18 protein-coding genes are annotated in these 23,791 nt (G+C 58.1%); 13 read left to right on the forward strand and 5 right to left on the reverse strand.

Features of this window, described 5'->3' with window-relative positions:
• Positions 1 to 18 precede the first annotated feature (18 nt).
• A complete protein-coding gene (gene cyaY, locus M2367_RS18600) occupies positions 19 to 333 on the forward strand; it encodes an iron donor protein CyaY (RefSeq protein ID WP_259237769.1) in 315 nt (104 codons plus the stop codon).
• Positions 330 to 983 carry an alpha/beta hydrolase gene (locus tag M2367_RS18605; protein WP_259237770.1) on the forward strand — a complete coding sequence of 218 codons (654 nt, stop codon included), beginning with the start codon at positions 330 to 332 and terminating at the stop codon, positions 981 to 983. Before cyaY ends, M2367_RS18605 begins: the two co-directional genes overlap by 4 nt.
• Positions 984 to 1,083: 100 nt before the next feature.
• Here M2367_RS18605 and M2367_RS18610 read toward each other — a convergent pair whose 3' ends face one another.
• The gene (locus M2367_RS18610) at positions 1,084 to 3,603 is read right to left on the reverse strand and encodes a class I adenylate cyclase (RefSeq protein ID WP_042040027.1); all 2,520 of its coding nucleotides are present in this window, start codon (positions 3,601 to 3,603) and stop codon (positions 1,084 to 1,086) included.
• Between the two features lie 323 nt (positions 3,604 to 3,926).
• On the opposite strand from M2367_RS18610, the gene hemC reads away from it, so the two are divergent.
• The 4 genes from hemC to M2367_RS18630 all read left to right on the forward strand — a co-directional run bounded on the left by hemC (position 3,927) and on the right by M2367_RS18630 (position 7,974).
• Positions 3,927 to 4,856 carry a hydroxymethylbilane synthase gene (hemC, locus tag M2367_RS18615; protein WP_259237774.1) on the forward strand — a complete coding sequence of 310 codons (930 nt, stop codon included), beginning with the start codon at positions 3,927 to 3,929 and terminating at the stop codon, positions 4,854 to 4,856.
• 115 nt (positions 4,857 to 4,971) lie between these two features.
• A complete protein-coding gene (locus M2367_RS18620) occupies positions 4,972 to 5,706 on the forward strand; it encodes a uroporphyrinogen-III synthase (RefSeq protein ID WP_224431811.1) in 735 nt (244 codons plus the stop codon).
• Positions 5,703 to 6,800: a uroporphyrinogen-III C-methyltransferase gene (locus M2367_RS18625; RefSeq protein WP_042040032.1), complete on the forward strand. Its 1,098-nt coding sequence runs from the start codon at positions 5,703 to 5,705 to the stop codon at positions 6,798 to 6,800. The genes M2367_RS18620 and M2367_RS18625 overlap by 4 nt, the downstream gene beginning before the upstream one ends.
• Positions 6,801 to 6,810: 10 nt before the next feature.
• Entirely contained in the window at positions 6,811 to 7,974 is a 1,164-nt protein-coding gene (locus M2367_RS18630; RefSeq protein WP_224431809.1) for a heme biosynthesis HemY N-terminal domain-containing protein, read from the forward strand.
• A 116-nt stretch (positions 7,975 to 8,090) separates the two neighbouring features.
• On the opposite strand, the gene M2367_RS18635 is transcribed toward M2367_RS18630, so the two are convergent.
• Together M2367_RS18635 and glpX are read right to left on the reverse strand one after the other, a co-directional pair.
• Positions 8,091 to 8,342 carry a YkgJ family cysteine cluster protein gene (locus M2367_RS18635; protein ID WP_259237775.1) on the reverse strand — a complete coding sequence of 84 codons (252 nt, stop codon included), beginning with the start codon at positions 8,340 to 8,342 and terminating at the stop codon, positions 8,091 to 8,093.
• A 783-nt stretch (positions 8,343 to 9,125) separates the two neighbouring features.
• A complete protein-coding gene (gene glpX / locus M2367_RS18640; RefSeq protein ID WP_042040036.1) occupies positions 9,126 to 10,136 on the reverse strand; it encodes a class II fructose-bisphosphatase in 1,011 nt (336 codons plus the stop codon).
• 284 nt (positions 10,137 to 10,420) lie between these two features.
• Here glpX and M2367_RS18645 point away from each other — a divergent pair, with 284 nt between their 5' ends.
• The 7 genes from M2367_RS18645 (at position 10,421) to M2367_RS18675 (ending at position 20,408) form a co-directional block, all read left to right on the forward strand.
• Positions 10,421 to 11,479 carry a porin gene (locus M2367_RS18645; RefSeq protein WP_259237780.1) on the forward strand — a complete coding sequence of 353 codons (1,059 nt, stop codon included), beginning with the start codon at positions 10,421 to 10,423 and terminating at the stop codon, positions 11,477 to 11,479.
• A gap of 298 nt (positions 11,480 to 11,777) precedes the next feature.
• Complete coding sequence (hcp1, locus tag M2367_RS18650; RefSeq protein ID WP_042040039.1) at positions 11,778 to 12,296, forward strand: type VI secretion system effector Hcp1; 519 nt, start codon at positions 11,778 to 11,780, stop codon at positions 12,294 to 12,296.
• 175 nt (positions 12,297 to 12,471) lie between these two features.
• On the forward strand, positions 12,472 to 14,529 hold the full coding sequence (gene tssI, locus M2367_RS18655) for a type VI secretion system tip protein TssI/VgrG (RefSeq protein WP_259237783.1): 2,058 nt from the start codon (positions 12,472 to 12,474) through the stop codon (positions 14,527 to 14,529).
• A gap of 14 nt (positions 14,530 to 14,543) precedes the next feature.
• The gene (locus M2367_RS18660; RefSeq protein ID WP_259237785.1) at positions 14,544 to 17,072 is read left to right on the forward strand and encodes a hypothetical protein; all 2,529 of its coding nucleotides are present in this window, start codon (positions 14,544 to 14,546) and stop codon (positions 17,070 to 17,072) included.
• Positions 17,069 to 17,563, forward strand: coding sequence for a hypothetical protein (locus M2367_RS18665; RefSeq protein ID WP_259237787.1), 495 nt, complete (start codon positions 17,069 to 17,071; stop codon positions 17,561 to 17,563). The genes M2367_RS18660 and M2367_RS18665 overlap by 4 nt, the downstream gene beginning before the upstream one ends.
• Before the next feature lie 4 nt (positions 17,564 to 17,567).
• Entirely contained in the window at positions 17,568 to 19,034 is a 1,467-nt protein-coding gene (locus M2367_RS18670; RefSeq protein WP_259237789.1) for a hypothetical protein, read from the forward strand.
• A gap of 276 nt (positions 19,035 to 19,310) precedes the next feature.
• Positions 19,311 to 20,408, forward strand: coding sequence for a calcium:proton antiporter (locus tag M2367_RS18675; RefSeq protein ID WP_224431797.1), 1,098 nt, complete (start codon positions 19,311 to 19,313; stop codon positions 20,406 to 20,408).
• Between the two features lie 86 nt (positions 20,409 to 20,494).
• Here M2367_RS18675 and hutH read toward each other — a convergent pair whose 3' ends face one another.
• Positions 20,495 to 22,027: a histidine ammonia-lyase gene (gene hutH, locus M2367_RS18680; RefSeq protein WP_224431796.1), complete on the reverse strand. Its 1,533-nt coding sequence runs from the start codon at positions 22,025 to 22,027 to the stop codon at positions 20,495 to 20,497.
• Between the two features lies 1 nt (position 22,028).
• Positions 22,029 to 23,765 (reverse strand): urocanate hydratase, encoded by a 1,737-nt coding sequence (gene hutU, locus M2367_RS18685; protein ID WP_259237793.1) that lies wholly within the window; start codon positions 23,763 to 23,765, stop codon positions 22,029 to 22,031.
• Positions 23,766 to 23,791: the final 26 nt, after the last annotated feature.

A 23,791-nucleotide genomic window follows, 5' to 3' on the forward strand; every position in this document is an offset into this window, starting at 1 on the left:
AAGCAACAGGATAAACCGATGAAGGATCACGAGTATCACGCCCTGGTAGACACCTTTTTCCAGTATGTGGAAGACACCATCGATGCCAATTACCCGGATATCGATTGCGAGCGGGCTGGCGGCGTACTGAACCTGGCGTTCGAGAACAAGACCAAGGTCATCCTCAACAAGCAAGAACCCCTGCACCAGATCTGGGTCGCCACCCGCGAGAACGGCTTCCACTTCGAGCTGAGAGGGGACACCTGGATAGACAACCGCTTCGGCCATGAACTCAAGGCCCTGCTCACCCGCGCCTGCACCCTGCAATCTGGCGAGGACGTGACCTTCCCATGATAGATATCCACCCCGACGGGGCCCGTCATGCGGTGATCTGGCTGCATGGCCTGGGAGACTCAGGGGCCGGGCTGGCCCCCCTGGTGGAGGCGCTGGCCCTGCCCAGCGCACTGCCCATCCGCCATCTGCTGCCCGATGCCCCCGAACGTCCCATCACCATCAACATGGGCCACAAGATGCGCGGCTGGTACGACATCAAGGGCTTCGAGCGGCCGGAAGACAGGGCCGATGAGACCGAGGTGCGCGCGGCCTGCCGCCAGATTGCGACCCTGCTGGCGCAGCTCGAGCAAGAGGGCTTCACCCCCGAGCGCGTCGTCATCGCCGGCTTCTCCCAAGGGGGTGTCATCGCCTCCTTCACCGCCCTGCGCCATCCTGCCCCCTTGGCCGGTCTGCTCTGCATGTCCACCTATCTGGCGGCGCCGGATGCCCTGCTGGCAGAACTCAGTGATGGCGCTCGCAGCCTGCCAATCTGCTACATGCATGGCATCTATGACGACGTGGTTCACCTCTCCATGGGCTGGGACGCCAGGCAGCGCCTGGAGGCCGCGGGTCTGGCCCCCCAGTGGCACGAGTACCCCATGCGCCACGAGATCTGCCGCCCTCAGCTAGGGGATATCCGCGCCTGGCTGCTGGCCTGCTTCGCCCCCTGAGATCCAGCTCCCGCCCCCTATGACATGGGGCCGGGCAATCCCCGTAACAAGAAGAGGGCCTGCATTGCAGGCCCTCTTCACATCACCAGGGTGGCTTGGCTCAGCCCACGTCACGGGCCTGCACCTGAGGATCCCGCCCCAGCCCCTGGCTGCGGTAAGGAATAACGTCCAGCGTCTCCCCCCTCTCGACTATCTCGTAGTACTGGGGCAGGTTGAAGTTGACGAATTGGCCATCATCGCTGAACCGTTCGTGACTGGAGGTATAGAAGCGGTTCACCCCGGCCACCAGTTCATCTTTGTTGCCGGCGAAATGCTGGTAGATTTCGACCCTGTTCGCCTCGTCCAGTATGTAGATGTTGGTGCCCGCATTGCGGGTGTCGAAGAAGAACTGCACCAGGCCCTCGCTGGCATAGGTATCCACTATGCCCGGCAGATGCTGGCTGTGGGTCTTGTCGAGGCGCAGCGGCAGGTGATCCAGCTTGTTGTGGGAGATGTGCCGGTAGAAGTCGATGGCGTTTTCCAGCTTCTTGACCGAGACCCCGCGCCGCTCGAAGAAGATGCCGTACTTCTCCTTGCCAAGGGCGAGGGTCTTGACCAGTTGCTGCTTGTCCCGGGCCAGCCGCAGCTCGATGCACTCGGCCACCAGTTGCTGGAAGCGGGAGCGCACCAGGGAGCGGAAATGCTGGCTATAGCAGAATACGGCGATGGTTTCCGGGGCAGCCGCATCCTGGTGCATCTTGCCGAGAATGGTGGTGAGGGCATCGACCACCGCCTCGTCACCACGAAAATGCAGGGTGCGGATCTCGCTCCAGGAGTTGCGATAGACCAGATCCACCGAGCCCACCAGACACTCCATATTGCGGCCAAACGAGAAGACATCGGCGCTGTTGGCATCAAACTCTATCACCTGGCCGACCCAGTGACTGCTCGGATCCACCTCCAGATTGAGGTAGATGGAGAGCTGATGAATTTCGCAAGGGCGGCTCAGGGCCACGTTGGTGGCGCGCGGGTACTTGACCGGGAAAGTGCCGGAGAGATCGCGGCAAAACTGGTGCAAGTTGTCGATGTGCAGATCCGAGCCCTGATTGAACAGGTGCACCCGCGACTGGGGGGTGAGCAGATCGTTGAAATAGGCCCAGGCCACCAGCTTGCTGATGTAGCTGTTATGTTCGAGGGGCGCCCGGCCAATGATGTCAGACGGCTCAAGGGAGTGCTTGTAGAGATACCAGCCGGCGCGATTGAGGCGGCCATTGGGCACCTGCACCAGGCTCAGATCCGGCTCGCTCAGATCCGGCGCTATCTTGAGGTTGATGCGCTGCACCTTGCCCGGCAGGCTCTCGAAGGCCGCATAGAGCTTGCGCGACAAGATACCGATATCTTCCGGGTTGATGGATTCACTGATGTTATTACGCCGGGCGAACTGGATCAGATTGCGATAACTGTGCATCAGGGCTTCGAGCAGCTCGGCATGGGCCACCTTGACCTGCTCCACTTTCCACTCCTGGCGATGATCCAGATGATGGAGCCGCTCCGGGCTCCAGCCCCAGTAAGCGACCAGCTGCTCCATCTGCTCCCGCCGCCACAGGGGCGAGCCCTCCTCGTTGGGATGGCTCAGGCCGTCACACACCTTCAGGTAGAAGCAGCGGCGCACCAGATCCAGACGCTGCATGTCGCCGATGGACTTGAGGTAGTTGGTCACCTTGTCCAGCATCAGGCAGTAGTTATCCTGGCGAAAACTCATGCCCTCATGCTGCTGGAACCAGTCGCGGCTGATGAAGGAGAGCAGCCGGGTGTTCGGGTACTCGTGGGAGTAAGCCTCCATCAGCACCGACTTGAGCACCGCCTTGTAGGGCGAGTCGATCCCCTTGTAGAGCTGCCAGAGCGCAGAGCCGAAGTACTCCTCGGCCGGAATGCGGTTGAAGCTGCCCAGATCGAGCCAGTCATCCTGACTGAGCTGACCGCTCGCAAACAGGCCTGCCACATAGTCATCATACTGCTCGTCATAGGCGCGGGGCACCAGATACCAGAGCAGGCGCTTGCCCGCGATGTGCATGGCGCTGCGATAGAACTCGTCGAGCAGCAGCAGATGCTGGGCGCTGCCACAGTTCTCGCCCTGCATCTCGGCATCATTGTGTTGACGGAACTTGTCTTCGGGGATCAGGAAGAAATTGAGATCCACGCCGCGCTGCTCGGCCCACTTGGAGAGCTGCTGGCACTTGAGATCGAGCAGGGCCAGGCGATCGGGAGAGAGGCCCGCCACGTGACAGACCCAGATATCGAGATCCGAATGACAGCACTGGCCGATGGAGGAGGTGCTGCCCATGGAGTAGAGACCCTGAATGGCTCTCTCCTGGGTGCTAAGCCCACTCTGGCAGTTGGCGTTCTGGCACAGGTCTTCGATGAAGGCCTGCTGGGTCTCGTTGGCGTTGAAACTCCAGATCCCGTGAGGCACATCCCCACCCACATAACCGGGCAGCAGGGGATGATTGAAGTGCAGCATGACGGGCAGCAGTTGGAATACCTGTTGCCCATAGCGACTCATGAGACCTAGCGCTCGCTGCGTCTTGAGACGATTGATCTCGTCATAACGCGATACGAGTGCATCGAGTTGTACCAGCAATGACCTGCCTATTTGGGGGTTGCAATTGACGCACCAAAACGGGGAGGCGTCAAAAAAGTGTGATCATGTTAACAATGCAAACTGCGGTGGTAAACAAGCCCACAGCGAATAGCAGGATTATTTATGACAGCCAGATGAACGGTATCATAGGAAAGCAAATAAGGTATTTATAATCAGATAGTTGCCATTCAAGCACTCCCCAGTGAAAATCATTTCCTCCCCTTCCTTTTTCGGCCAGATCCCGCTTTTGCAGCCAGCGCCATGAAAGCCCCTGTAAAGGGTGGTAAGATCATTTTCCTTTAAATATGAAACAACTGATTGATATGGCAGCCCGTACCCTGAGAATCGCCACACGCAAGAGCCCGCTGGCCCTGTGGCAGGCCAATTTTGTCAAAGACAGGCTCGAAGCCCTGCATCCGCAACTCACCGTCGAGCTGGTGCCCATGAGCACTCAGGGTGACAAGATATTGGATACTCCGCTGGCCAAGGTTGGCGGAAAAGGGTTGTTCGTCAAAGAGTTGGAAACTGCCATGTTGGAAGGGCGGGCAGATATCGCCGTTCACTCCATGAAGGACGTTCCGGTTGAGTTTCCCGAAGGACTCGGTCTGCACACCATCTGCGAGCGGGAAGATCCCCGCGATGCCTTCGTGTCCAACCGCTTCGCCAACATTGCCGAGCTGCCCCAGGGGGCCGTGGTCGGCACCTCCAGTCTGCGCCGCCAGTGCCAGCTGCGCGCCGCGCGCCCGGATCTGGTGGTGCGAGATCTGCGTGGCAACGTCAACACCCGCCTCGCCAAGCTCGATGGCGGTGAGTACGACGCCATCATATTGGCCGCCGCGGGTCTGCTGCGTCTGGAGATGGCGGACAGGATCCGCGCCTTCATCGAGCCGGAGCAGAGCCTGCCCGCCAACGGTCAGGGGGCGGTCGGTATCGAGTGTCGCAACGACGACATGGAGCTGCATGCCCTGCTGGCGCCGCTGGAGCACGCCGAGACCCGCATCCGGGTGTTGACCGAGCGCGCAATGAACCGCGCCCTGCAGGGTGGCTGTCAGGTACCTATCGGAGCCTATGCCCTGGTGGAAGGGGATCAGATCTGGCTGCGTGGCCTGGTTGGCCAACCCGATGGCAGCCAGGTGCTGCGTGACGAGATCCGCGGCCCCCTCGCCCAGGGTGAAGCCCTGGGTCAGCAACTGGCCGAGCGCCTGCTGGCCGCCGGTGCCGATACCATACTCGCCCAGGTCTATCAGGCATGATGGTTCAGGGTCGTCATGGAGAGCCTCGGCAGGTCCGTGTCCCTCATGCTGACCCTGTCGTGCGAGTGGTCAGGCTGACTCCTTGCCCCTTCATCACCACTCGGGAGTCACCTCAATGACTCCTCTGGTGGTACGCCCCGCCGAACAGGGTACCGAGCTCAGCACGCTGCTTCGTCAGCATGGCCATGACCCCCAGCCCTGTACCCTGCTCACGCTGGGGCCGGGCAGTGAGCTGGATAAGCTGGCCACCCTGCTGGCCGAGGCGGATGTGGTTATCGCCGTAAGCGTCCATGCCATTCTTTTTGCTGATCATTTTATGTTGCAAACTGGTCAGACCTGGCCAAATATTGACTACTTTGCCGTCGGTGCCGCCAGCGCGGCAGCCTTTGCCGATCTCGGCATCGCCGCCATGAGTCCGACGGATCCCCGCAGTGAGGGGCTGATCGCACTGCCCGAACTGCAGCAGCTCGCTGGCAAGCGGGTACTGATCCTGCGCGGCAACGGTGGCCGGGATCTCATCGCCCGAACGCTGGCCTCGAGAGGGGCTCTGGTGCACTATTGTTGCACCTATGAGCGCCACTACCCCGAATTGGATGGCCCAGCGCTGACCCGTGACTGGCAAGAGGCCGGGATCGACAGCCTGCTTATCACCAGCGGGGAGTTGTTGCAGCGTCTGCAGACGCTGGTACCCGATGATGCACACCCCTGGCTCCATGGTTGCCAGTTGGTGGTCCCCAGTCCCCGCGTGGCCGAGATGGCCGAAGGGTTGGGTTTTCTCCATATCACGATTGCCCAGGGGGCAGCCAATCAGGCCCTGCTGGCCGCCCTGGAACAGAGGAAGACGCGATGACAGAACAGCAAGAAGCCCAGGCCACTTCGCAAGAGGGGGCCGAGCCACGCCAGAGTGCGGCGAGCCAAACGACCCAGGCCAGCCCTGCGCCAACCAGGCAGAGCAAGGGGCGCGCTGGCGTACTCATGGGGGCCGTCGCCATACTGGTCGCCCTTGGGCTGACCGGCGGCCTCTACTACCACGGCCATCAGGGCGCCCTGGCCCAGCAGGCAGAGCTTGCTCAGCTCAAGCAGCAGCTGGGGGATGTCATGGGTCGGGTCGAGCGGGGTAACAGTCAGGAGCAGCAGAAGCTGGGTGAACTTGGCAAGAGCCAGCAGGCCCTGCAAGAGGAGCTGAAGGGCCTGCAGAACCGGGTGCTGGATCTCAACGACAAGCGTCCCAACGACTGGATGCTGGCCGAATCTGAATACCTGGTACGGATGGCGGGCCGCAAGCTGTGGCTCGAGCATGATCTCATCTCCGCCATCACCCTGCTCGGCAACGCCGACGAACGCATCAAGGCGCTCAACGATCCCAGCCTGATGCCGATCCGCAAGGCCCTGGCCGAAGACATCACCAAGCTCAAGGCCATGCCCAGGGTCGATCGTGAAGGGCTCACCCTCAAACTCGCAGCCCTCGAAGATCAGATAGATCAGCTGCCCCTCTCCAACGTCACCATGCCCACCGCCGAGGAGCAGGCCAATCAGGCGGTCAGCAGCAACCCGGATGAGTGGGAGAGCAATCTGAAGAAGAACTGGGTCAAGTTTACCGAGAACTTCATCACCATTCGCCGCCGGGATGGCGCTGTCGAGGCACTCATCTCGCCCCAGCAGGAGATCTACCTGCGCGAGAACCTCAAAACCAAGCTGCTCCAGGCCCAGCTCGCCGTGTATCGCGAGCAGCAAGCCCTGTACGAAGACAGCATCGACAAGGCCTCCCGCTGGCTGGCGCAGTACTTCGATACCGACAACAGCGCGACCCACTACCTGCAAGGAGAGCTCGACAAGCTCAAGGGCGAACAGATCCAGTTCGACTATCCGGACAAGTTCAGCACCCAGGCCCTGCTCGAGCAGGTTCTGACCGAGCGCCTGCAACGCATCGCGACCGGTAACTGAGGAGAGCCCCATGATCCGTTTGATTATTCTGGTTGCCGTCATGGTTGCAGGGCTGGCCTTCGGCCCCGAAGCCTCGGGCAACAAGGGTTATGTGATGATCTCCCTGGGTAATTACACCCTGGAGTCCTCGGTCACCAGCGCGGTGATCCTGGCCATCCTGTTTTATGGTCTGCTGCTCATCGTCGAGTGGCTGCTGGCCCGGGTATTTGGCCTGCGCCGCAAGACCCTCGGCTGGTACGGCTACCGCCGTCGCCGCAAGGCCAACCAGCAGACGGTGGCCGCGACCCTGGCCTTCGCCGAGGGGCACTATAGCCAGGCCGAGAAGCTGATGGTCAAGGGCGCTCGCAACAGCGAAACTCCCCTGCTCAACTACCTCTCCGCCGCCAAGGCGGCCCAGGCCCGTGGCGATGACAGCCGCCGGGATCAGTATCTGCAGCAGGCCCAGGAAGAGCACCCCAAGGCCGAGCTGGCCCTGACCCTGACCCAGACCCAGTTGCAGATAGAGCAGGGCCAGTACGAGAGCGCCCTCGCAACCCTGGAGTCCCTGCAGGCCCTCAACCCTCGCCATCCCATGGTGCTGGATCAGCTGCGTCAGGTGCGACTGGCACGCCAGGATTGGGCCGCCCTGCTGGAGCTGATCCCGGTGCTGCACAAGGTCGGCAAGCTCAATCCCAAGCAGGAAGAGGAGCTGACCCGCCAGGCCTGGGTTGGTCGCCTGCAACAAGGGGCCGACGAGGCCGACACGCTGGCTGCCATCTGGCAGGCCATGCCCAAGAAGCTGCGCCAGGATCCCGAGTTGCTGCTCGGCTATGGCCGCCAGTTGCGCAGCCTGCAAGGAGACAAGGCCGCCGCCGATCTCTGGCTCGATGCCCTGCGCCGGGATGCCTCGCCGCAACTGCTGGCCGAGTTGCCTCGTCTGCGCCTGGATGACTACCAGCCGCTGCTGACCCTGCTTGGCAAGATGCAGGACAAACCGGGTGCCCAGGCGGCCCTCGCCCAAGTCAACCTGCTGGCAGGCCATCTGGACGAGGCACAGCGACTGCTGGAGATCGAGTTGGCCAAGGCGCCAAGCGCCGCCCTCTGCCATGCCATGGGCCAGCTGATGGACAAGCGCCGACTCACCAACAAGGCCAACGAGTACTATCGTCAGGCCCTGCAGCTCGCCGGCGTCTAGCCAGCCCCTGAGCCGAACCTGCAAAAAGAGGCCGCAATTGCGGCCTCTTTTCTATGGTGGTCGAACAACACCAGGCAGAGGATGCCTGGCGCTACCCGCCTCATGCAAGCCAAGGCTCAGGAGGTCTGCCGCTCCCACTCCCCAAGCAACCAGATTGCCTCGCTCCGGTGAGTGCCGCAGACATCCATCATGGGGCGAAAACCACCGCATACCACGGGACGCTCGGGCAAGCCAAACAGGCGGCAACCCAGCCGCTCATCGAGCTGGACGCAGGGCACACCAGCGGGTTTCCCCAGGGGCATGCCGGGAATGGCACTGCTGATACTGGGGGCGATACAACAAGCGGCACAGCCGGCACGACATTCCATGACGATATCCATCCAAGGGGAGCGCCAGTCTATCCCAGGCCCGGACAACCTCTTATCACTATCGGTGTCAAGGCGCGGCATACAGCAAAGCCGTCATTGGGCCGGGCTTGGATTGCAATGCACATTGCCACTGCGGATCAGAGGATGATGTCGCGGATGACGTCATCTTTGCGATTCAGACAGTGGATCGACTTGATACGGCGAAGTGGATAAACGTGGCTCGTCACGTTCCGGTCGCCCTGAATACAACAAGCCCGGCACTGGGCCGGGCTTGGATTGCAATGCACATTGCCACTGCGGATCAGAGGATGATGCCGCGGATGACGTCATCTTTGCGATTCAGACAGTGGATCGGCTTGATACGGCGAAGTGGATAGGCGTGACGCGTCACGTTCCGGTCACCCTCAATACAACAAGCCCGGCACTGGGCCGGGCTTGGATTGCAATAGAAAGCACAGCTACCTATCAGAGGATGATGTCGCGGATGACGTCATCTTTGCGATTCAGACAGTGGATCGACTTGATACGACGAAGTGGATAGGCGTGACTCGTCACGTTCCGGTCGCCCTCAATACAACAAGCCCGGCACTGGGCCGGGCTTGGATTGCACAGCTACCTATCAGAGGATGATGTCGCGGATGACGTCATCTTTGCGATTCAGACAGTGGATCGACTTGATACGACGAAGTGGATAGGCGTGGCTCGTCACGTTCCGGTCGCCCTCAATACAACAAGCCCGGCACTGGGCCGGGCTTGGATTGCAATGCACATTGCCACTGCGGATCAGAGGATGATGTCGCGGATGACTTCATCTTTGCGATTCAGATAATGGATCGACTTGATACGACGGATGGTGCGTGACTTGCCACGGATGAGCAGCGTCTCCGTGGTCGCCATGACCCCATCGCTGCTGATCCCTTCCAGCAGATCACCCTTGGTGATGCCGGTCGCCGAGAAGATGACGTTGTCATTCTTGGCCAGGTCTTCGAGCTTGAGCACCTTGGTGACATCGATACCCAGTGCGATGCAGCGGGCTATCTCCTGCTCACCCAGGGCACGGGCATTGGCATCGTCACCCTTGACCTGATGGCGAGGAATGAGGCGCGCCTGCATGTCACCATCCAGGGCACGGATCACCGCCGCCGAGATGACGCCTTCCGGCGCGCCGCCGATGCCGTAAAGCATATCGACTTCACTGTCCGGCAGACAGGTGAGGATGGAGGCGGCCACATCGCCATCGGGAATGGCGAAGACGCGCACTCCCAGTCCCTGCATCTCCTTGATCGCCTTGTCATGACGCGGCTTGGCCAGGGTGATGACGGTCAGACGCGACAACGGCTTGCCGAGCGCCTTGGCAACCGCCTTGAGGTTGAGCTCAAGGGCTACATCCAGGTCGATCACCCCCTTGGCTTTGGGGCCGACGATGATCTTCTCCATATACATGTCGGGGGCCTTGAGGAAGGATCCCTTGTCACCCACGGCCAGCACGGCCAGGGCATTGGATTGGCCCATGGCCGTCATGCGGGTGCCTTCGATCGGGTCGACGGCGATGTCCACCGCATCCCCCTGACCCGTGCCCACATGCTCGCCGATATAGAGCATGGGCGCTTCGTCGATCTCGCCCTCGCCGATCACTATCTCACCATCGATATCGATCTGATTGAGGATATGACGCATGGCTGCCACGGCCGCGCCATCGGCGATATTCTTGTCGCCACGTCCGAGCCACTTGTAGCCAGCCAGTGCAGCCGCTTCCGTCACTCGGGAAAATTCGATTGCCAGTTCACGTCTCATCGCTAATCCAACCTATAGGAGCTCGAAAAACGGGCGGCATTCTACCACAAGGGCAAACCTTTGCGCGCAAAACTGCATGCTCACCGTATTTTTACCATTTTGCACAACCAATGACCGATACAGACCCGCTCAGGCTCAAGCACACAGATCCTGACGCAGCCCTCTTCATCGAACTGACATCAAATCACCACTCACTCTTCATCTGTCAGTAACCGAACCGTCATTTCACACCCCTAGCATAGCCCCGTCTTTTACAACAAAAGCTTGCAACACAAGGGATTAAGATGAAAAAGCTGACAGTAGTAGCGCTCGCGCTGAGCTCCGCTTTCCAGGTACAGGCCGTCGAAGTCTTCAAGAATGACACCACCAAGCTCGACCTCTATGGCCGTATCTATGCCGGTCAGTTCTTCGGTGACAAGAAGAAGCTCGATGACAATGGCGACATCGTGGATGACTACAGCGCCAAGCAAGGCGCCAACCAGTTTGTTCGCTTCGGTGCCAAGGTCGACAGCCAGATCAACAGCAATCTCAAGGCCCTGGCTCAATACGAGCTGCAGCTGTACGTCAATGACAGCGAGAAGACCATCAGCGAGAACTCGGACAACATGCGCACCCGCCTGGCCTTCGCCGGGGTCGGTGCCGACTGGGGCACTGTCACCTTCGGCCGCCAGAAAGGCGCCCCCGGCTTCCTGGCCGACTGGACCGACGTCTCCCTCTCCGACGGCTATGGCAACGAGGCCCTCGGCGCCACCACCGATAACTTCGCCGTCAACCGCGCCGGTTCCGTGCTCAAATACTCTGGCCTGTTCAACGGCTTCCAGGTCGACACCAGCTACAAGTTCGATGGCGGTGACACCGAAGAGACCACCAACAAGAACAGCGATGCCGCCTACGGTGCCGCCGTGGCCTATACCTTCCCGTTCAACCTCTCCCTGGGTACCGCTTACAACGTGGGCCTGCGTGACAAGAGCGGTGAAGCCGACGCCAAACTGTGGCTGCTCTCTGCCAAATATGATGACAAGAGCATCTACGCGGCCCTGAGTTACGCCGATGGCAACGACTTCCTGGCTACCGACAAGGATCACAACGGTTGGGAAGCCGCGCTGGGTTACAACTTCAGCAACGGCATCGGCCTGATGGCCTTGTGGAACAAGCAGGAGGTCCAGCAGAAAGGCAAGGATGACGTCGACTCTATCGACTACTACACCCTGGGCGCCCAGTACAAGTTCAACAGCAACTTCCGGGTGATAGGTGAATACCGTATCAACAATCTGGATAGCCAGCCGGATCAGGCCGTCGCCAACCAGGATGACTTCCAGCTGGCCGCTCGCTACGACTTCTAAGTAGCCCTTCCCCAGCGACCCAACAGGCGATGAGCGATCATCGCCTGTTTTATTTTCTGGCAACCAAATAGGGGATGCATCTACCTCAGGCAAGTTTTTGCGCCATTTGATAGCAATAAACGCTGCAATAGCAATGATTTGCAGACCAATCGGGTGGCGGCGCGCAACTTATTGCTCAACTGGTTCCATTTATAACGATGTATACAGTTAAGCAGTTGAAAACTAACTAATTTAACTTATGGCACGCTCCCTGCTACCTCTTGCTGAATCTTACTACTATTCGCAAAGGAGCATTTCCATGCCAACACCGTGTTATATCAGCATTGAAGGTAAAACCCAGGGCAACATCACTGCCGGTGCCTTCACCTCAGATTCCGTCGGCAACATCTTCGTACAAGGTCACGAAGACGAGATGCTGGTGCAAGAGTTCCAGCACATCGTCACCGTACCGACCGACCCGCAATCCGGTCAGCCGGCTGGCCAGCGTGTCCACAAGCCGTTCAAGTTCACCGTCGCCCTGAACAAGGCCGTGCCGCTGATGTACAACTCCCTGGCCTCCGGCGAGATGCTGCCGAAAGTGACTCTGAAGTGGTACCGCACTTCCGTGGAAGGCAAGCAGGAGCACTTCTTCTCTACCGTGCTGACCGATGCCACCGTCGTCGATATCGACTGCCAGATGCCCCATTGCCAGGATCCGGCAAAATCCGACTTCACCCAGCTGATCCAGGTCTCTCTGGCCTACCGCAAGATCGACTGGGAGCACACCGTCGCTGGTACCTCGGGTGCTGACGACTGGCGCGCCCCGATCGAAGCTTAATCTCTTCGATGTCCTTTCTTATCCGCCTGCGTGGCAACAGGCTTTGGATTTCGTGTTGAGATCTGTGCAGTTTACCCCGGCTCTTCCCGCAAGGGATGGCGCCGGGGCTTTTGTGTTTTCTCATCCGGCCTGGCGACAGGCCCGATCATAAAATACAAGGGGAGTCTAAGTTCCTATGGCCAATCAGACCGGATTACAGTTCACCGCCCGGGTGGGGACCTTGCCCGAATCCACCTTCGCCCTGGTCGAGTTCAACCTCGATGAGCAGCTGAGTCGCCCCTTCAGCCTGCGGCTCGATCTCGCCAGCCATCAGGCCGATCTCCCCTTCGCCGACCTGCTCGACCAGCCCTGCGAGCTGCTGGTCTGGTACAACGGCGAATTGCAGCGCCGGGTCAGCGGTGTGGTCAGCGACGCGGCCCAGGGAGACAGCGGCTTTCGCCGCACCCGCTACCAGCTGGAGGTCAAACCGGCCCTGTGGCGCCTTGGTCTTCGCCGCAACGCCCGCATCTTCCAGGCGCAAAAACCCGATGAAATCATCAGCATCTTGCTGCAGGAGGCGGGCATCACCGACTACGCCTTCGCCCTGAAAAACGACCATGGCCAGCGGGAATATTGCGTCCAGTACCGGGAATCCGACCTCGACTTCGTCAACCGCCTCGCCGCCGAAGAGGGCATCTTCTACTTCCACGAGTTCGAGCAGGGCAAGCACCGCATCGTCTTCGCCGACGATGCCGCCGCCCTTGTGGCGGGCCCCGAGCTGTTCTTCAATCTCGGCAACCGCTCCCTGGAGCAGGGTCCTTATGTGCGCCAGTTCCACTATCGCGAATCGGTGCGCACCAGCGATGTGGAGCTCAAGGATTACAGCTTCCAGACCCCGGCCTATGGCCTCTCCCATCAGGCGGTGGGCAGCGCCCTCGACCATCAACGGGATGCCTATCAGCATTTTGACTACCCGGGCCGCTTCAAGGCCGACCCCAGCGGCAAGGCGTTCAGCCAGTACCGGCTCGATGCCCTGCGCAATGACGCCGTGACCGGCCGGGGTCAGTCCAACTGCGCCGCCCTGCAGCCGGGCCAGCGCTTCGCCTTGAGCGAACACCCCAACGCGGCTCTCAACGACGACTGGCAACTGGTCAGCATCCAGCACACCGGCAAGCAGCCCCAGGCCCTGGAAGAGGAGGGCGGCAGCGAGCCCACCGTCTATTACAACCAGTTTGCCGTGGTGCGCGCCAAGCAGAGCTGGCGCCCCCGCCTCGGCCTGGATACCGACCCCAAGCCCATGGTCGACGGCCCGCAAATCGCCTTCGTGGTGGGGCCGGAGGGCGAGGAGATTTACTGCGACCAGCATGGCCGGGTGAAATTGCAGTTCCCCTGGGACCGCTATGGCAGCTCCAATGACATGAGCTCCTGCTGGGTGCGAGTCAGCCAGGGCTGGGCCGGTGGCCAGTACGGCATGATGGCCATCCCGCGCATCGGCCACGAAGTCATCGTCAGCTTTTTGGAAGGGGACCCCGACCAGCCCATCGTCACCGGTCGCACCTTCCACGCCACCAACCGGCCCCCCTACGAGCTGCCTGCCCACAAGACCCGCACCGTGCTGCGCACCGAGACCCATCAGGGGGAGGGGTTCAACGAGCTGCGCTTCGAAGACCAGGCCGGGCAGGAGGAGATCTACATTCACGGTCAGAAAGACCTCAATGTGCTGATAGAGAACGATGCGGCCTGGCACATCAAGCACGACCAGCACAGCGACATCGACAATGAACGAGTCACCCGCATCAAGGCCAATGACCATCTCACTGTGAATGGTGAGAAGCGCGACCACATCAAGGGCGATCTGTCGCTCAGCGTCGATGGCGCCATGCATCAGAAGCTGGGGCAATCCCTGCTGGTCGAGGCGGGCTCCGAGGTGCATATCAAGGTCGGCGACAAGCTGGTGCTGGAGGCGGGCAGCGAGATCACCCTCAAAGGGGGTGGCAGCTTCATCAAGGTGGATCCCAGTGCAGTGACCCTCTCAGGCCCCGGCATCAAGCTCAATGCCGGTGGCAGTCCCGGATCAGGTTCTGGCTGGGCGGGCAAGACTCCCGTGGTGCCCAAGCCGGTTGCCGCTGTTCCCGCACCTGCGGAAGCCGAGTTTACCCCCCCTCCTCCCAGTCAGCTTGGCATGGAAGCCCTGCTCAAGGAGCAGGAGCTGGTTCCACCTAAGCCCAAGGCTTTCTTCTTGTTTTCTGAATAGTGGAGCTCGCCCCCATGAAGTACGTATTTCCCATACTGACCCAGGACGGCAAGGAGTTTGCCGATAGCAAGGCGCTCAATGGCCTGCTCAAGGGTGAATCGGGTGGTCACTATCTGCTGGGTGGCCACAGCAAATGGCATGGCGGCATTCACATCAGTGAACAGACGGCGCCCTGGTGCAAGGACAAACATCCGGTGCGCTGCATCGCCGATGGCAGGGTCGTCGCCTTTCGCATGATGCCGGACTACCTCAGCTCCACCTTTCAGGATCAGACGCTCAAATATTCCAACTGTTTCTGTCTGGTCGAGCACGCTTATTGTGAAACCAACCCTGATACGAAGGAGAAAAACGAATTTACGTTTTACTCCCTCTATATGCATCTGTTGCCCTGGGATCACCATCAGCAAGGGGACAAGCTGGTCCTGAAAGTGGGGCGTAATGTGCGCAACTCTGTGCCTCATCTGCATCCAACGCCAGAGGAGCTGTTGTCTGACGAGCAGCTGCCCTCCCTGACCCTGCCCGCAGGTACAGAATTCGAACGGGTGGCAGGCACGCCAACCAAACGGGGAACCCTGGGAAAAACGGATTACGACTTTGTCCTGGTCAAGGTGCTGAGCCCGGGCAGGCAGAGTCAGCAGATGTTGGCGGCTCAGGGTGATAATGTCTGGCTTGCCATGGATGAGAAGACGGTGGCAACCATCAAACCTCAGCTACCCAACTGGCTCTATGACCAGGTGGAGGCCGAGCTGGCCACCGCCATGGCAGGTCGCGCCGATCCCATACCGGGTGAAGCTGGCGAGTTGCCCAAGTCAGGGGCACACTCCGTCTCTCTGCCCGCTGGCACCCGCATCCGCTTCGATGCGCATCAACAGGAGTTCCAGCAGAGCAACGGCAAATCACGCAAGATGGCGCGCTGCTCCTTCGAGACCCCAGCGATTCAAGGCGGCTCAGCCGCTCTGTGCGGCATGGCTTGGGTCTGCGTCGAAGATGAATATATCAAGGTGCAAAACAAGTCGGCCAGCCACCTGGGTGAGCTCTATGTGCTGCCCAGTCCGCTGCCCATAGCGGCTGGTGACACCATTGGCTATCTGGGTCTGGTCGAAACCCCAACCAGCCTGGTAGAAAGAGATGCAAAAAAGAGCATCCATCAGCTGCATCTGGAAGTCTTCAGCCAGGATCCCAAGCTGGCCGATGTACTCGCCAACAAGGCCCAGACCAAAGGTGGCGCCAGTTATGCCAAGGTGCCCGCAGGCCTCACTCTCGCCAAAAAATCGCAGCAAGCCAATGCTGTCAGCTTCACCCCGACCGAAACCCTGAGTCAGGAAGTTCTGCTCGACTCCCCCAAGCAAGCAAAAGATAATGCCGATATCGACTGGATAGAGGTGACGACAGGGCTATTTGTGCAACAGAGCAAGGTGGAGATGCTGAGTCAGCATGACTGGCTCAAAATTGGCTTTCAGCAGGTTGATGGCAGCGGCTCGGACGGCCACCTGGCTCCTGAGGCCCCCTCCCCCTTTTTCCTGACACTGGCAAAGGCGATTGATCCCAAGCGCGAGGGGGAATGGACTAGCGCCGATGTCCATAAGATCCTGCACGACAAGGCCAAGGCGGAGACTATCCAGAAGCTGATCGTCAAACATCCGAGCGAGTGGTACGAGAAATCAGCCTCGCCCAGCTACCAGTGGCTGGATAAATTGATGGCGGAAGTGGGTCTGCCGGAATTCGACAAGCTGGTTGATCATGAGAAACAACGCATCGATAGCCTGGAATGGATGCAGAGTGCCGCCAAATTAAAGCTCGGCCCGGATCTGTGGCATATTTACCCACTGCTTCCTATTATGAAAAGTGAACATGCTTTAGCAATTTCATATGACCAACTTAAAGCCATTTTCCCATTAGCTAATAAAAGTGACATTGAGTCTGTGATATATGAAGTAAATGGCAGGCTTGATGAGTTTGAACTGAATACTAGGACGAAACAAAGACATTTCTTCTCTCAAATTAAAGGCGAAGTTGGTGAGGATATGCTTGGTGAAACTGAAAGTTGGGAGTATTCCCCTGCAGTACTTCGTTCATTCAGTAGCTACTACAAAGTACATGTAAAAGAATCAGAGGAAGATGGTTATGAAAAGAATTCGAAAGGAATAATAACTCGAAGAGCAGATCAACATGCTATTGGCAGAAAACACTTTCAAAAACTAAATGGAAATAGAGCATCTCACCCCGATGATGGTTATAACTTTAGGGGGCGAGGCCTTATTCAGATCACTGGTTATGAAAAATACAATGGATTCAAAACTGATTATAACAACTATTGGTCTGGCCCAATACCAGACACGGTAAACAACCCTTCTTTAATAAATGCCATGCCAACAGCAATTAGAAGCGCACTTTGGTTCTGGCTAAAATACAAGGTATATTTACGTGATAATAGTAAGGGACTTTCTGATGTGCCTGGTGTAACCCAAAGAGTCAATGGCGGCGATATGGGTTTATCTGAAAGAAAAGAAGCCTATAAATTAATTGAGAAGATTTTAAAATGAAAAAAACTCATATTTTAATACTTGCATCGTCTGTACTATTATCTTCCCATGTAAATGGTACAGAGGCTAATCTGTGTTCCTCCGACGAAATTGAAATTGCTGCATGTCAATTAAATGAGCCCAAGAAAAGATTGTTTTCATTTTGTACTAAAAAAAATAGCGATGTTGTATCCTACAGGTTTGGAACAGCAAGAAATATTGAACTAGAGCTTGATTTCAATAAAGATAATAAAATCCAACGTTGGACGGACTTGGCTACTTATACTGTGTACCTTGGTTTTAAGCGTGGCGATTACGCTTATTCGTTTGGGATTCCACAAGAAACATTGAATGCAAAGGCATTTCTTACAGTAAAAAAAGGAAACGAAAAAATAGATCATAACAAAATATGTACAAGCAACTCTTTTGGGGAAAAAAACATACCTAGCAATGCCATTTTGGATGTTAATGATGAAGCAATAAGGAATAACAGATTTAATTTCCCATATTGATGGTATGTGCAGGTCTAGTTATCACCTGACACTGGCAAAGGCGATTGATCCCAAGCGCGAGGGAGAATGGACTAGCGCCGATGTCCATAAGATCCTGCAAGACAAGGCCAAGGCGGAGACTATCCAGAAGCTGGTCGTCAAACATCCGAGCGAGTGGTACGAGAAATCAGCCTCGCCCAGCTACCAGTGGCTGGATAAATTGATGGCGGAAGTGGGTCTACCGGAATTCGACAAGCTGGTTGATAATGAGAAACAACGCATCGACAGCCTGGAATGGATGCAGAGTGCAGCCAAATTAAAGCTCGGCCCGGATCTGTGGCACTTTCACTCACTAACATTCTCTCCTCAGAAAGGCAATCAGTATTTGTGTGGACGAGATATTGAGCTGAAACACCTGGAAATTGCAATCGAAGGAAAATCTTCAGTGAAAAACTTGTTTTCCAGGTCAGGATATACCGGTGTCATTGGTATTTCTGCAGAAATCCTTCTCAAAGAACTTAATTCTTCAATGAATTTCTTTGGTGTCTCTACATGTCTTGATAAAATAAATTTCTTGGCTCAATGCCTTGTCGAGACTGACTTTTTCAAGACCACAGAAGAATATAAAAACAAAGATGGTTCAATTGTTAGGAAAGCAAAAAAGATCTGGAGTCAGTTGATGAATAACTTATCGAAGTGTTTTCTGTTGGCGTTTTATGGTCTCGTACCTGCATGGGCATATGCTGATGAGGTATGTCTGAGTGAGCTCTCTCATCAAGTTGACACCAAGTTAGAAAATGGTGAACCCATTAGTGTTCTCTCAATAAAATATCACAGTAGTAAGCTGGCGCTCACAGTTCCGTTTAGCGCAGAGAACAGCTCATGCAAGAGAATAAACAATAAGGGACTTATAAAGATAACTGTCCCTGCCGATAGACCAAGACTAAAAACAATCTACTATTTCAAAAGCGGTGATGAATTCCGTTACATTGGTAATGCATCTATTACAACAAGCTCTGGTGAGGAGAGAGTAAGTGGTGTAGGTGAAATTAATAAAGGTGATAAACTTTCCAACATAAATTTGGAAGGGGTAGCAAGTGAGGACGCCGCAGTAATAAGCAGAATAATCAATCTTCCTTTTAATGTGGCAAGTGATAATGTGCCAGATTTATATCATGATATGAGATACATCGAAATTGATGCACTATCAGAGAGTACTGGAAACAAAATTTGTGATAGTACAGAAAGTGTATTCTATTATTGCAAAACAAAATCAGGAAAAAACCTTAATTTATGTTACTCCCCTTTTTCAGGGGATATAACATATAATTATGGAAGACAGGGGCGGGAACTATCTATTAATAACTTTTCATTGATGGGCGATATATTTAGCTTTAAAAATAAAAATACGACATACAATGTATCGCCTAGTAAAGATGAGATATCGGTCATTCAGAATGGTAAACAATTATCTGTCATTTCATGCACATGAAACGACTCTTTTTGTACAGATTTCGCTATTCCCCGACACCGGCATCAGCCGGTGTTTTTGATCACGCCTCTCCTGTGCGCCAAAACGCCATGTTGGCGTAGGCATCTCCTCATCATTACTGCTCTCCCCGCTAGTCCTCCGACACCCGATGACGGACGCTAGCCAAATGATTTTCCCCGGATCAGGCACCAGCCTTTATCATTGACCAATCCGCCATGGCCCATGGCGGATTGGTCCCCGTCGGCAAACGCCGCCCTGAGATGAGAATTACCGCCTATGAAGTCATTTATCCGACAAGAGATTGCCCTGCCCGCTGGTCTGCTCACCCTGGTTTTCTTCAAGACGTTAGGCAGCGACCTGCTGACAGAAGCGACTCCGCTCGCGATCTACCTGCCGGTGTCACTAGCCCTGCTCGCCATCGTCACCTGGGCCATCTTCTCGGTGGTGCGCCACTCGGATGCCCTGGCCATCAAGCTGGGTGAGCCCTTCGGCACCCTGATCCTGACCCTGTCGGTCATCTCTCTGGAAGTGGTGATGATCTCCTCCGTGATGCTGACCGGCGATCCCAACCCTGTGATGGCCCGCGACACCATGTTTGCCGTGGTGATGCTGGTGATAAACGGCCTGGTGGGCTTCACCCTGCTGTTTGGCGGCTGGCGCTATCACACCCAGAATTTCAATCTGGATGGAGTGAAATCCTATCTGGTCGCCATCATACCGCTGGCGCTGCTCTGTCTGGTGCTGCCCAACTTTACCCAAGGCGGCACCCAAGGCAGCATGTCCAGCGCCATGTCCTGGATGCTAATCATCATCTCCATCCTGCTCTACGGCGTCTTCCTGCTGATCCAGACCCGCAGCCATAGCCACTTCTTCGTCGACAGCGATCATGAAGATCATGAGGAGCACCACGGCATACTGCGCAGCAACGTCTATCACACCCTGCTGCTGCTCGCCTACCTGGTGGTGGTGATCCTGCTGGCCAAGACCCTGGCCATTCCCATCAACCATGGGGTACAGGTGATGTCGGCTCCGCCCGCCCTCGGCGGTTTTATCGTCGCCTGTATCGTGCTCTCCCCCGAGGCGGTCGGTGCCATCAAGGCGGCCTTCAACAACCAGCTGCAACGCGCCATGAACCTCTATTTCGGATCCGTGCTGGCCACCATCGCCCTGACGGTACCCGCCGTGCTGTTTATCGGCGCCCTGATGGGGCAGGAGGTGCGCCTGGGCCTCTCCGGCGCCAACATGGTGCTGCTCGCCACCACGCTCATGGTCTGCAAAGTGACCTTCAGCAGCGGTCGCACCAATGTGTTGCACGGTGCCACTCACTTGGTGCTCTTTGTGGTCTATCTGTTCTTGATGTTCGAGCCCTCCTGACAGGCACTGTTTTTGAGACGAAAAAAGAGCGCCTGGTGGCGCTCTTTTTGCTTTCTTGACGAAAGTTCTCTTGCGGAAATAGCAGCTTACAGGCTCGGCAAAATACCGGCCGGGATCAGATCGTTGTAGCTGGCGGCCCCCAGCAGGGCGGCGGCGGCTTCGATGTCCGGCGAGAAGTATCTGTCCTTGTCATAGAAGCTGACCTGGCTGCGCAGGCGACCCTTGGCCAGCTCGATGAGCTCTGTGCTGCGCAGGGGGGCGCGGAAGTCCAGCCCCTGGGCGGCGGCGAGCAGCTCGACCGCCAGGATGCCGCGGGTGTTCTCCGCCATGTCGGTCAGGCGTCGCGCGGCGAAGGTGGCCATGGAGACGTGATCTTCCTGGTTGGCGGAGGTGGGCAGGCTGTCCACCGAGGCAGGATGAGCCAGGCTCTTGTTCTCGGAGGCGAGCGCCGCCGAGGTGACCTGGGCGATCATGAAGCCGGAGTTGACGCCGCCGTTGTTGACCAAAAACGCCGGCAGACCCGACATGCGCGAATCGATCAGCAGCGCCATCCGGCGCTCGGAGAGCGACCCGATCTCGGCGATGGCCAGGGCCAGGTTGTCGGCGGCAAAAGCCACGGGTTCTGCGTGGAAGTTGCCGCCGGAGAGGATCTCCTCATCCTCGGCGAACACCAGCGGGTTGTCGGAGACCGCATTGGCCTCGCACACCAGTACCTCGGCGGCCTGACGGATCTGGGTCAGGCAGGCACCCATCACCTGAGGCTGACAGCGCAGGGAGTAAGGATCCTGCACCTTCTCGCAGTTGTGATGGGACATGCCGATCTCGCTGCCGTCCACCAGCAGCTGGCGATAACAGCTGGCCGCATCGATCTGGCCGCGCTGACCGCGCACCGCATGGATGCGGGCATCAAACGGACGACGACTGCCCAGCGCCGCTTCGACGCTCATGGCGCCGATAGTGATGGCACCGGCAAACAGATCCTCGGCGTGGAACAGCCCCTCCAGCGCGAAGGCCGTGCTGGCCTGGGTGCCATTGAGCAGCGCCAGCCCCTCTTTTGGCGCCAATGAAATAGGCTCGAGACCGGCAATGTTCAGGGCCGTGGCGGCATCCATCAGCTCACCCTTGTGGCGTGCCTTGCCCTCACCGATGAGCAAGCAGCTCATGTGGGCCAGGGGGGCCAGATCGCCGGAGGCGCCGACGGAGCCTTTTTTGGGCACCACAGGATAGACTTCGGCATTGATCAGGGTGATCAGGGCATTGAGCACCTCCAGCCGGATGCCGGAGAAGCCGCGGGCCAGGGAGTTCACCTTGAGCACCATCATCAATCGCACCGTGGCGTCATCCATGTAGGTGCCGATACCGGCTGCATGGGAGAGCACTATGGAGCGTTGCAGCTCGTCGAGCTGCTCCACCGGAATGCGGGTATTGGCCAGCAGGCCAAAGCCGGTGTTGATGCCGTAGACGACGCGGTTTTGCTCTATCACCCGGGTCACCACCTCGGCGGAGGCGCGAATGCCAGGAATGGCGCTCTCATCCAACGAGAGGCACACCGGCTCGCGGCTGACGCGGCGCAGGGTGGCGAGATCCAGTTCGCCCGGTTTCACAGTCAATGCAAACATCTTATTTCACCTCACCAGTGTGGGAACCCTGCGACTCGAGCATGGGCAGATCCAGTTTCGCATCGAAGGCACAATCGATGGCAATCTCGTAGCCCGCGTCCGCATGACGCATCACGCCGGTGGCCGGGTCGTTGCGCAGCACGCGGCCAACCCGCTTGGCGGCATCATCCGTGCCATCACAGACGATGACCACCCCGGAGTGCTGGGAGAAGCCCATGCCGACCCCGCCACCGTGGTGCAGGGAGACCCAGGTCGCGCCACCGGCGGTGTTGAGCAGGGCGTTGAGCAGCGGCCAGTCGGAGACAGCGTCCGAGCCATCCATCATGGATTCGGTCTCCCGGTTCGGGCTCGCCACCGAGCCGGAATCCAGGTGATCGCGACCGATGACGATGGGGGCTTTCAGCTCACCATTTTTCACCATCTCGTTGAAGGCCAGACCGAGTCGCACCCGATCCTTGACCCCAACCCAGCAGATCCGCGCCGGCAGGCCCTGGAAGGCGATGCGCTCACGGGCCATGTCGAGCCAGTTGTGCAGGTGCGCATCGTCCGGGATCAACTCTTTGACCTTCTGGTCGGTTTTGTAGATGTCCTCCGGATCGCCAGACAGCGCCACCCAGCGGAAGGGGCCTATGCCCTGGCAGAACAGCGGGCGAATGTAAGCTGGCACGAAGCCGGGGAAGTCGAAGGCGCTCGATACCCCTTCATCCAGCGCCACCTGGCGGATGTTGTTGCCGTAATCGAGGGTGGCGGCGCCACGGCTTTGCAGGGTCAGCATGGCCTCCACCTGGCGGGCCATGGAGTGGCGGGCGGCCTGGTTCACTTCCTGAGGCGCGGATTTTTGCAGCTCACGCCACTGGGCGACGCTCCAGCCCTGGGGCAGATAACCGTGAATGGGGTCGTGAGCCGAGGTCTGGTCGGTCACCACGTCCGGGGTGATGCCACGGGCCACCAGCTCGGCGAACACATCGGCGGCATTGCCGAGCAGGCCGACGGAGACGGCGGTGCCGCTGCGTTTGGCGGCCTCGACCATGGCCAGCGCCTCGTCCAGGCTGTGGGCCTTCTTGTCGACGTAGCGGGTCTTCAAGCGGAAATCGATGCGGGTCTCGTCACACTCCACGGCGATCATCGAGAAGCCGGCCATGGTAGCGGCCAGGGGCTGGGCACCGCCCATGCCACCCAGACCACCGGTCAGGATCCAGCGCCCCGCAGGCTCGCCGTTGAAGTGCTGATTGGCCACCGCGAAGAAGGTCTCGTAGGTGCCCTGCACTATCCCCTGGGTGCCGATGTAGATCCAGGAGCCGGCCGTCATCTGGCCGTACATCATCAGCCCCTTCCTATCGAGCTCGTTGAAGTGCTCCCAGTTGGCCCAATGGGGCACCAGGTTGGAGTTGGCGATCAGCACCCGGGGCGCGTCCTTGTGGGTCTGGAACACCCCGACCGGCTTGCCCGATTGCACCAGCAGCGTTTGATCGTCCTCGAGCCGGGTCAGCACCTCGACAATCTTGTCGTAGCAGGCCCAGTTGCGGGCGGCGCGGCCGATACCGCCATAGACCACCAGGGACTGGGGGTGCTCGGCCACTTCCGGATCCAGGTTGTTCATCAGCATCCGCAGGGGCGCCTCGGTCAACCAGCTCTTGGCGGTCAACTGGGTACCACGGGCGGCGCGGATGACCCGGCTGGGATCATGGCGGGGATCCTGCTTCTGCTGCGGTTCTTGCTGCTGATTGTGCTCAGACATTTGACTCTCCTTGTTCACTGTGGGGC

Source organism: Aeromonas sp. BIGb0445, assembly GCF_024809075.1.
In the GTDB taxonomy this organism is placed as follows: domain Bacteria; phylum Pseudomonadota; class Gammaproteobacteria; order Enterobacterales; family Aeromonadaceae; genus Aeromonas; species Aeromonas rivuli.

Coding starts and splice junctions, on each gene's coding strand:
- cyaY (WP_259237769.1), top strand. CDS start 19: ATGAAGGATCACGAGTATCACGCCCTGGTAGACACCTTTTTCCAGTAT.
- M2367_RS18605 (WP_259237770.1), top strand. CDS start 330: ATGATAGATATCCACCCCGACGGGGCCCGTCATGCGGTGATCTGGCTG.
- hemC (WP_259237774.1), top strand. CDS start 3,927: ATGGCAGCCCGTACCCTGAGAATCGCCACACGCAAGAGCCCGCTGGCC.
- M2367_RS18620 (WP_224431811.1), top strand. CDS start 4,972: ATGACTCCTCTGGTGGTACGCCCCGCCGAACAGGGTACCGAGCTCAGC.
- M2367_RS18625 (WP_042040032.1), top strand. CDS start 5,703: ATGACAGAACAGCAAGAAGCCCAGGCCACTTCGCAAGAGGGGGCCGAG.
- M2367_RS18630 (WP_224431809.1), top strand. CDS start 6,811: ATGATCCGTTTGATTATTCTGGTTGCCGTCATGGTTGCAGGGCTGGCC.
- M2367_RS18635 (WP_259237775.1), bottom strand. CDS start 8,342: ATGGAATGTCGTGCCGGCTGTGCCGCTTGTTGTATCGCCCCCAGTATC.
- glpX (WP_042040036.1), bottom strand. CDS start 10,136: ATGAGACGTGAACTGGCAATCGAATTTTCCCGAGTGACGGAAGCGGCT.
- M2367_RS18645 (WP_259237780.1), top strand. CDS start 10,421: ATGAAAAAGCTGACAGTAGTAGCGCTCGCGCTGAGCTCCGCTTTCCAG.
- hcp1 (WP_042040039.1), top strand. CDS start 11,778: ATGCCAACACCGTGTTATATCAGCATTGAAGGTAAAACCCAGGGCAAC.
- tssI (WP_259237783.1), top strand. CDS start 12,472: ATGGCCAATCAGACCGGATTACAGTTCACCGCCCGGGTGGGGACCTTG.
- M2367_RS18660 (WP_259237785.1), top strand. CDS start 14,544: ATGAAGTACGTATTTCCCATACTGACCCAGGACGGCAAGGAGTTTGCC.
- M2367_RS18665 (WP_259237787.1), top strand. CDS start 17,069: ATGAAAAAAACTCATATTTTAATACTTGCATCGTCTGTACTATTATCT.
- M2367_RS18670 (WP_259237789.1), top strand. CDS start 17,568: ATGTGCAGGTCTAGTTATCACCTGACACTGGCAAAGGCGATTGATCCC.
- M2367_RS18675 (WP_224431797.1), top strand. CDS start 19,311: ATGAAGTCATTTATCCGACAAGAGATTGCCCTGCCCGCTGGTCTGCTC.
- hutH (WP_224431796.1), bottom strand. CDS start 22,027: ATGTTTGCATTGACTGTGAAACCGGGCGAACTGGATCTCGCCACCCTG.
- hutU (WP_259237793.1), bottom strand. CDS start 23,765: ATGTCTGAGCACAATCAGCAGCAAGAACCGCAGCAGAAGCAGGATCCC.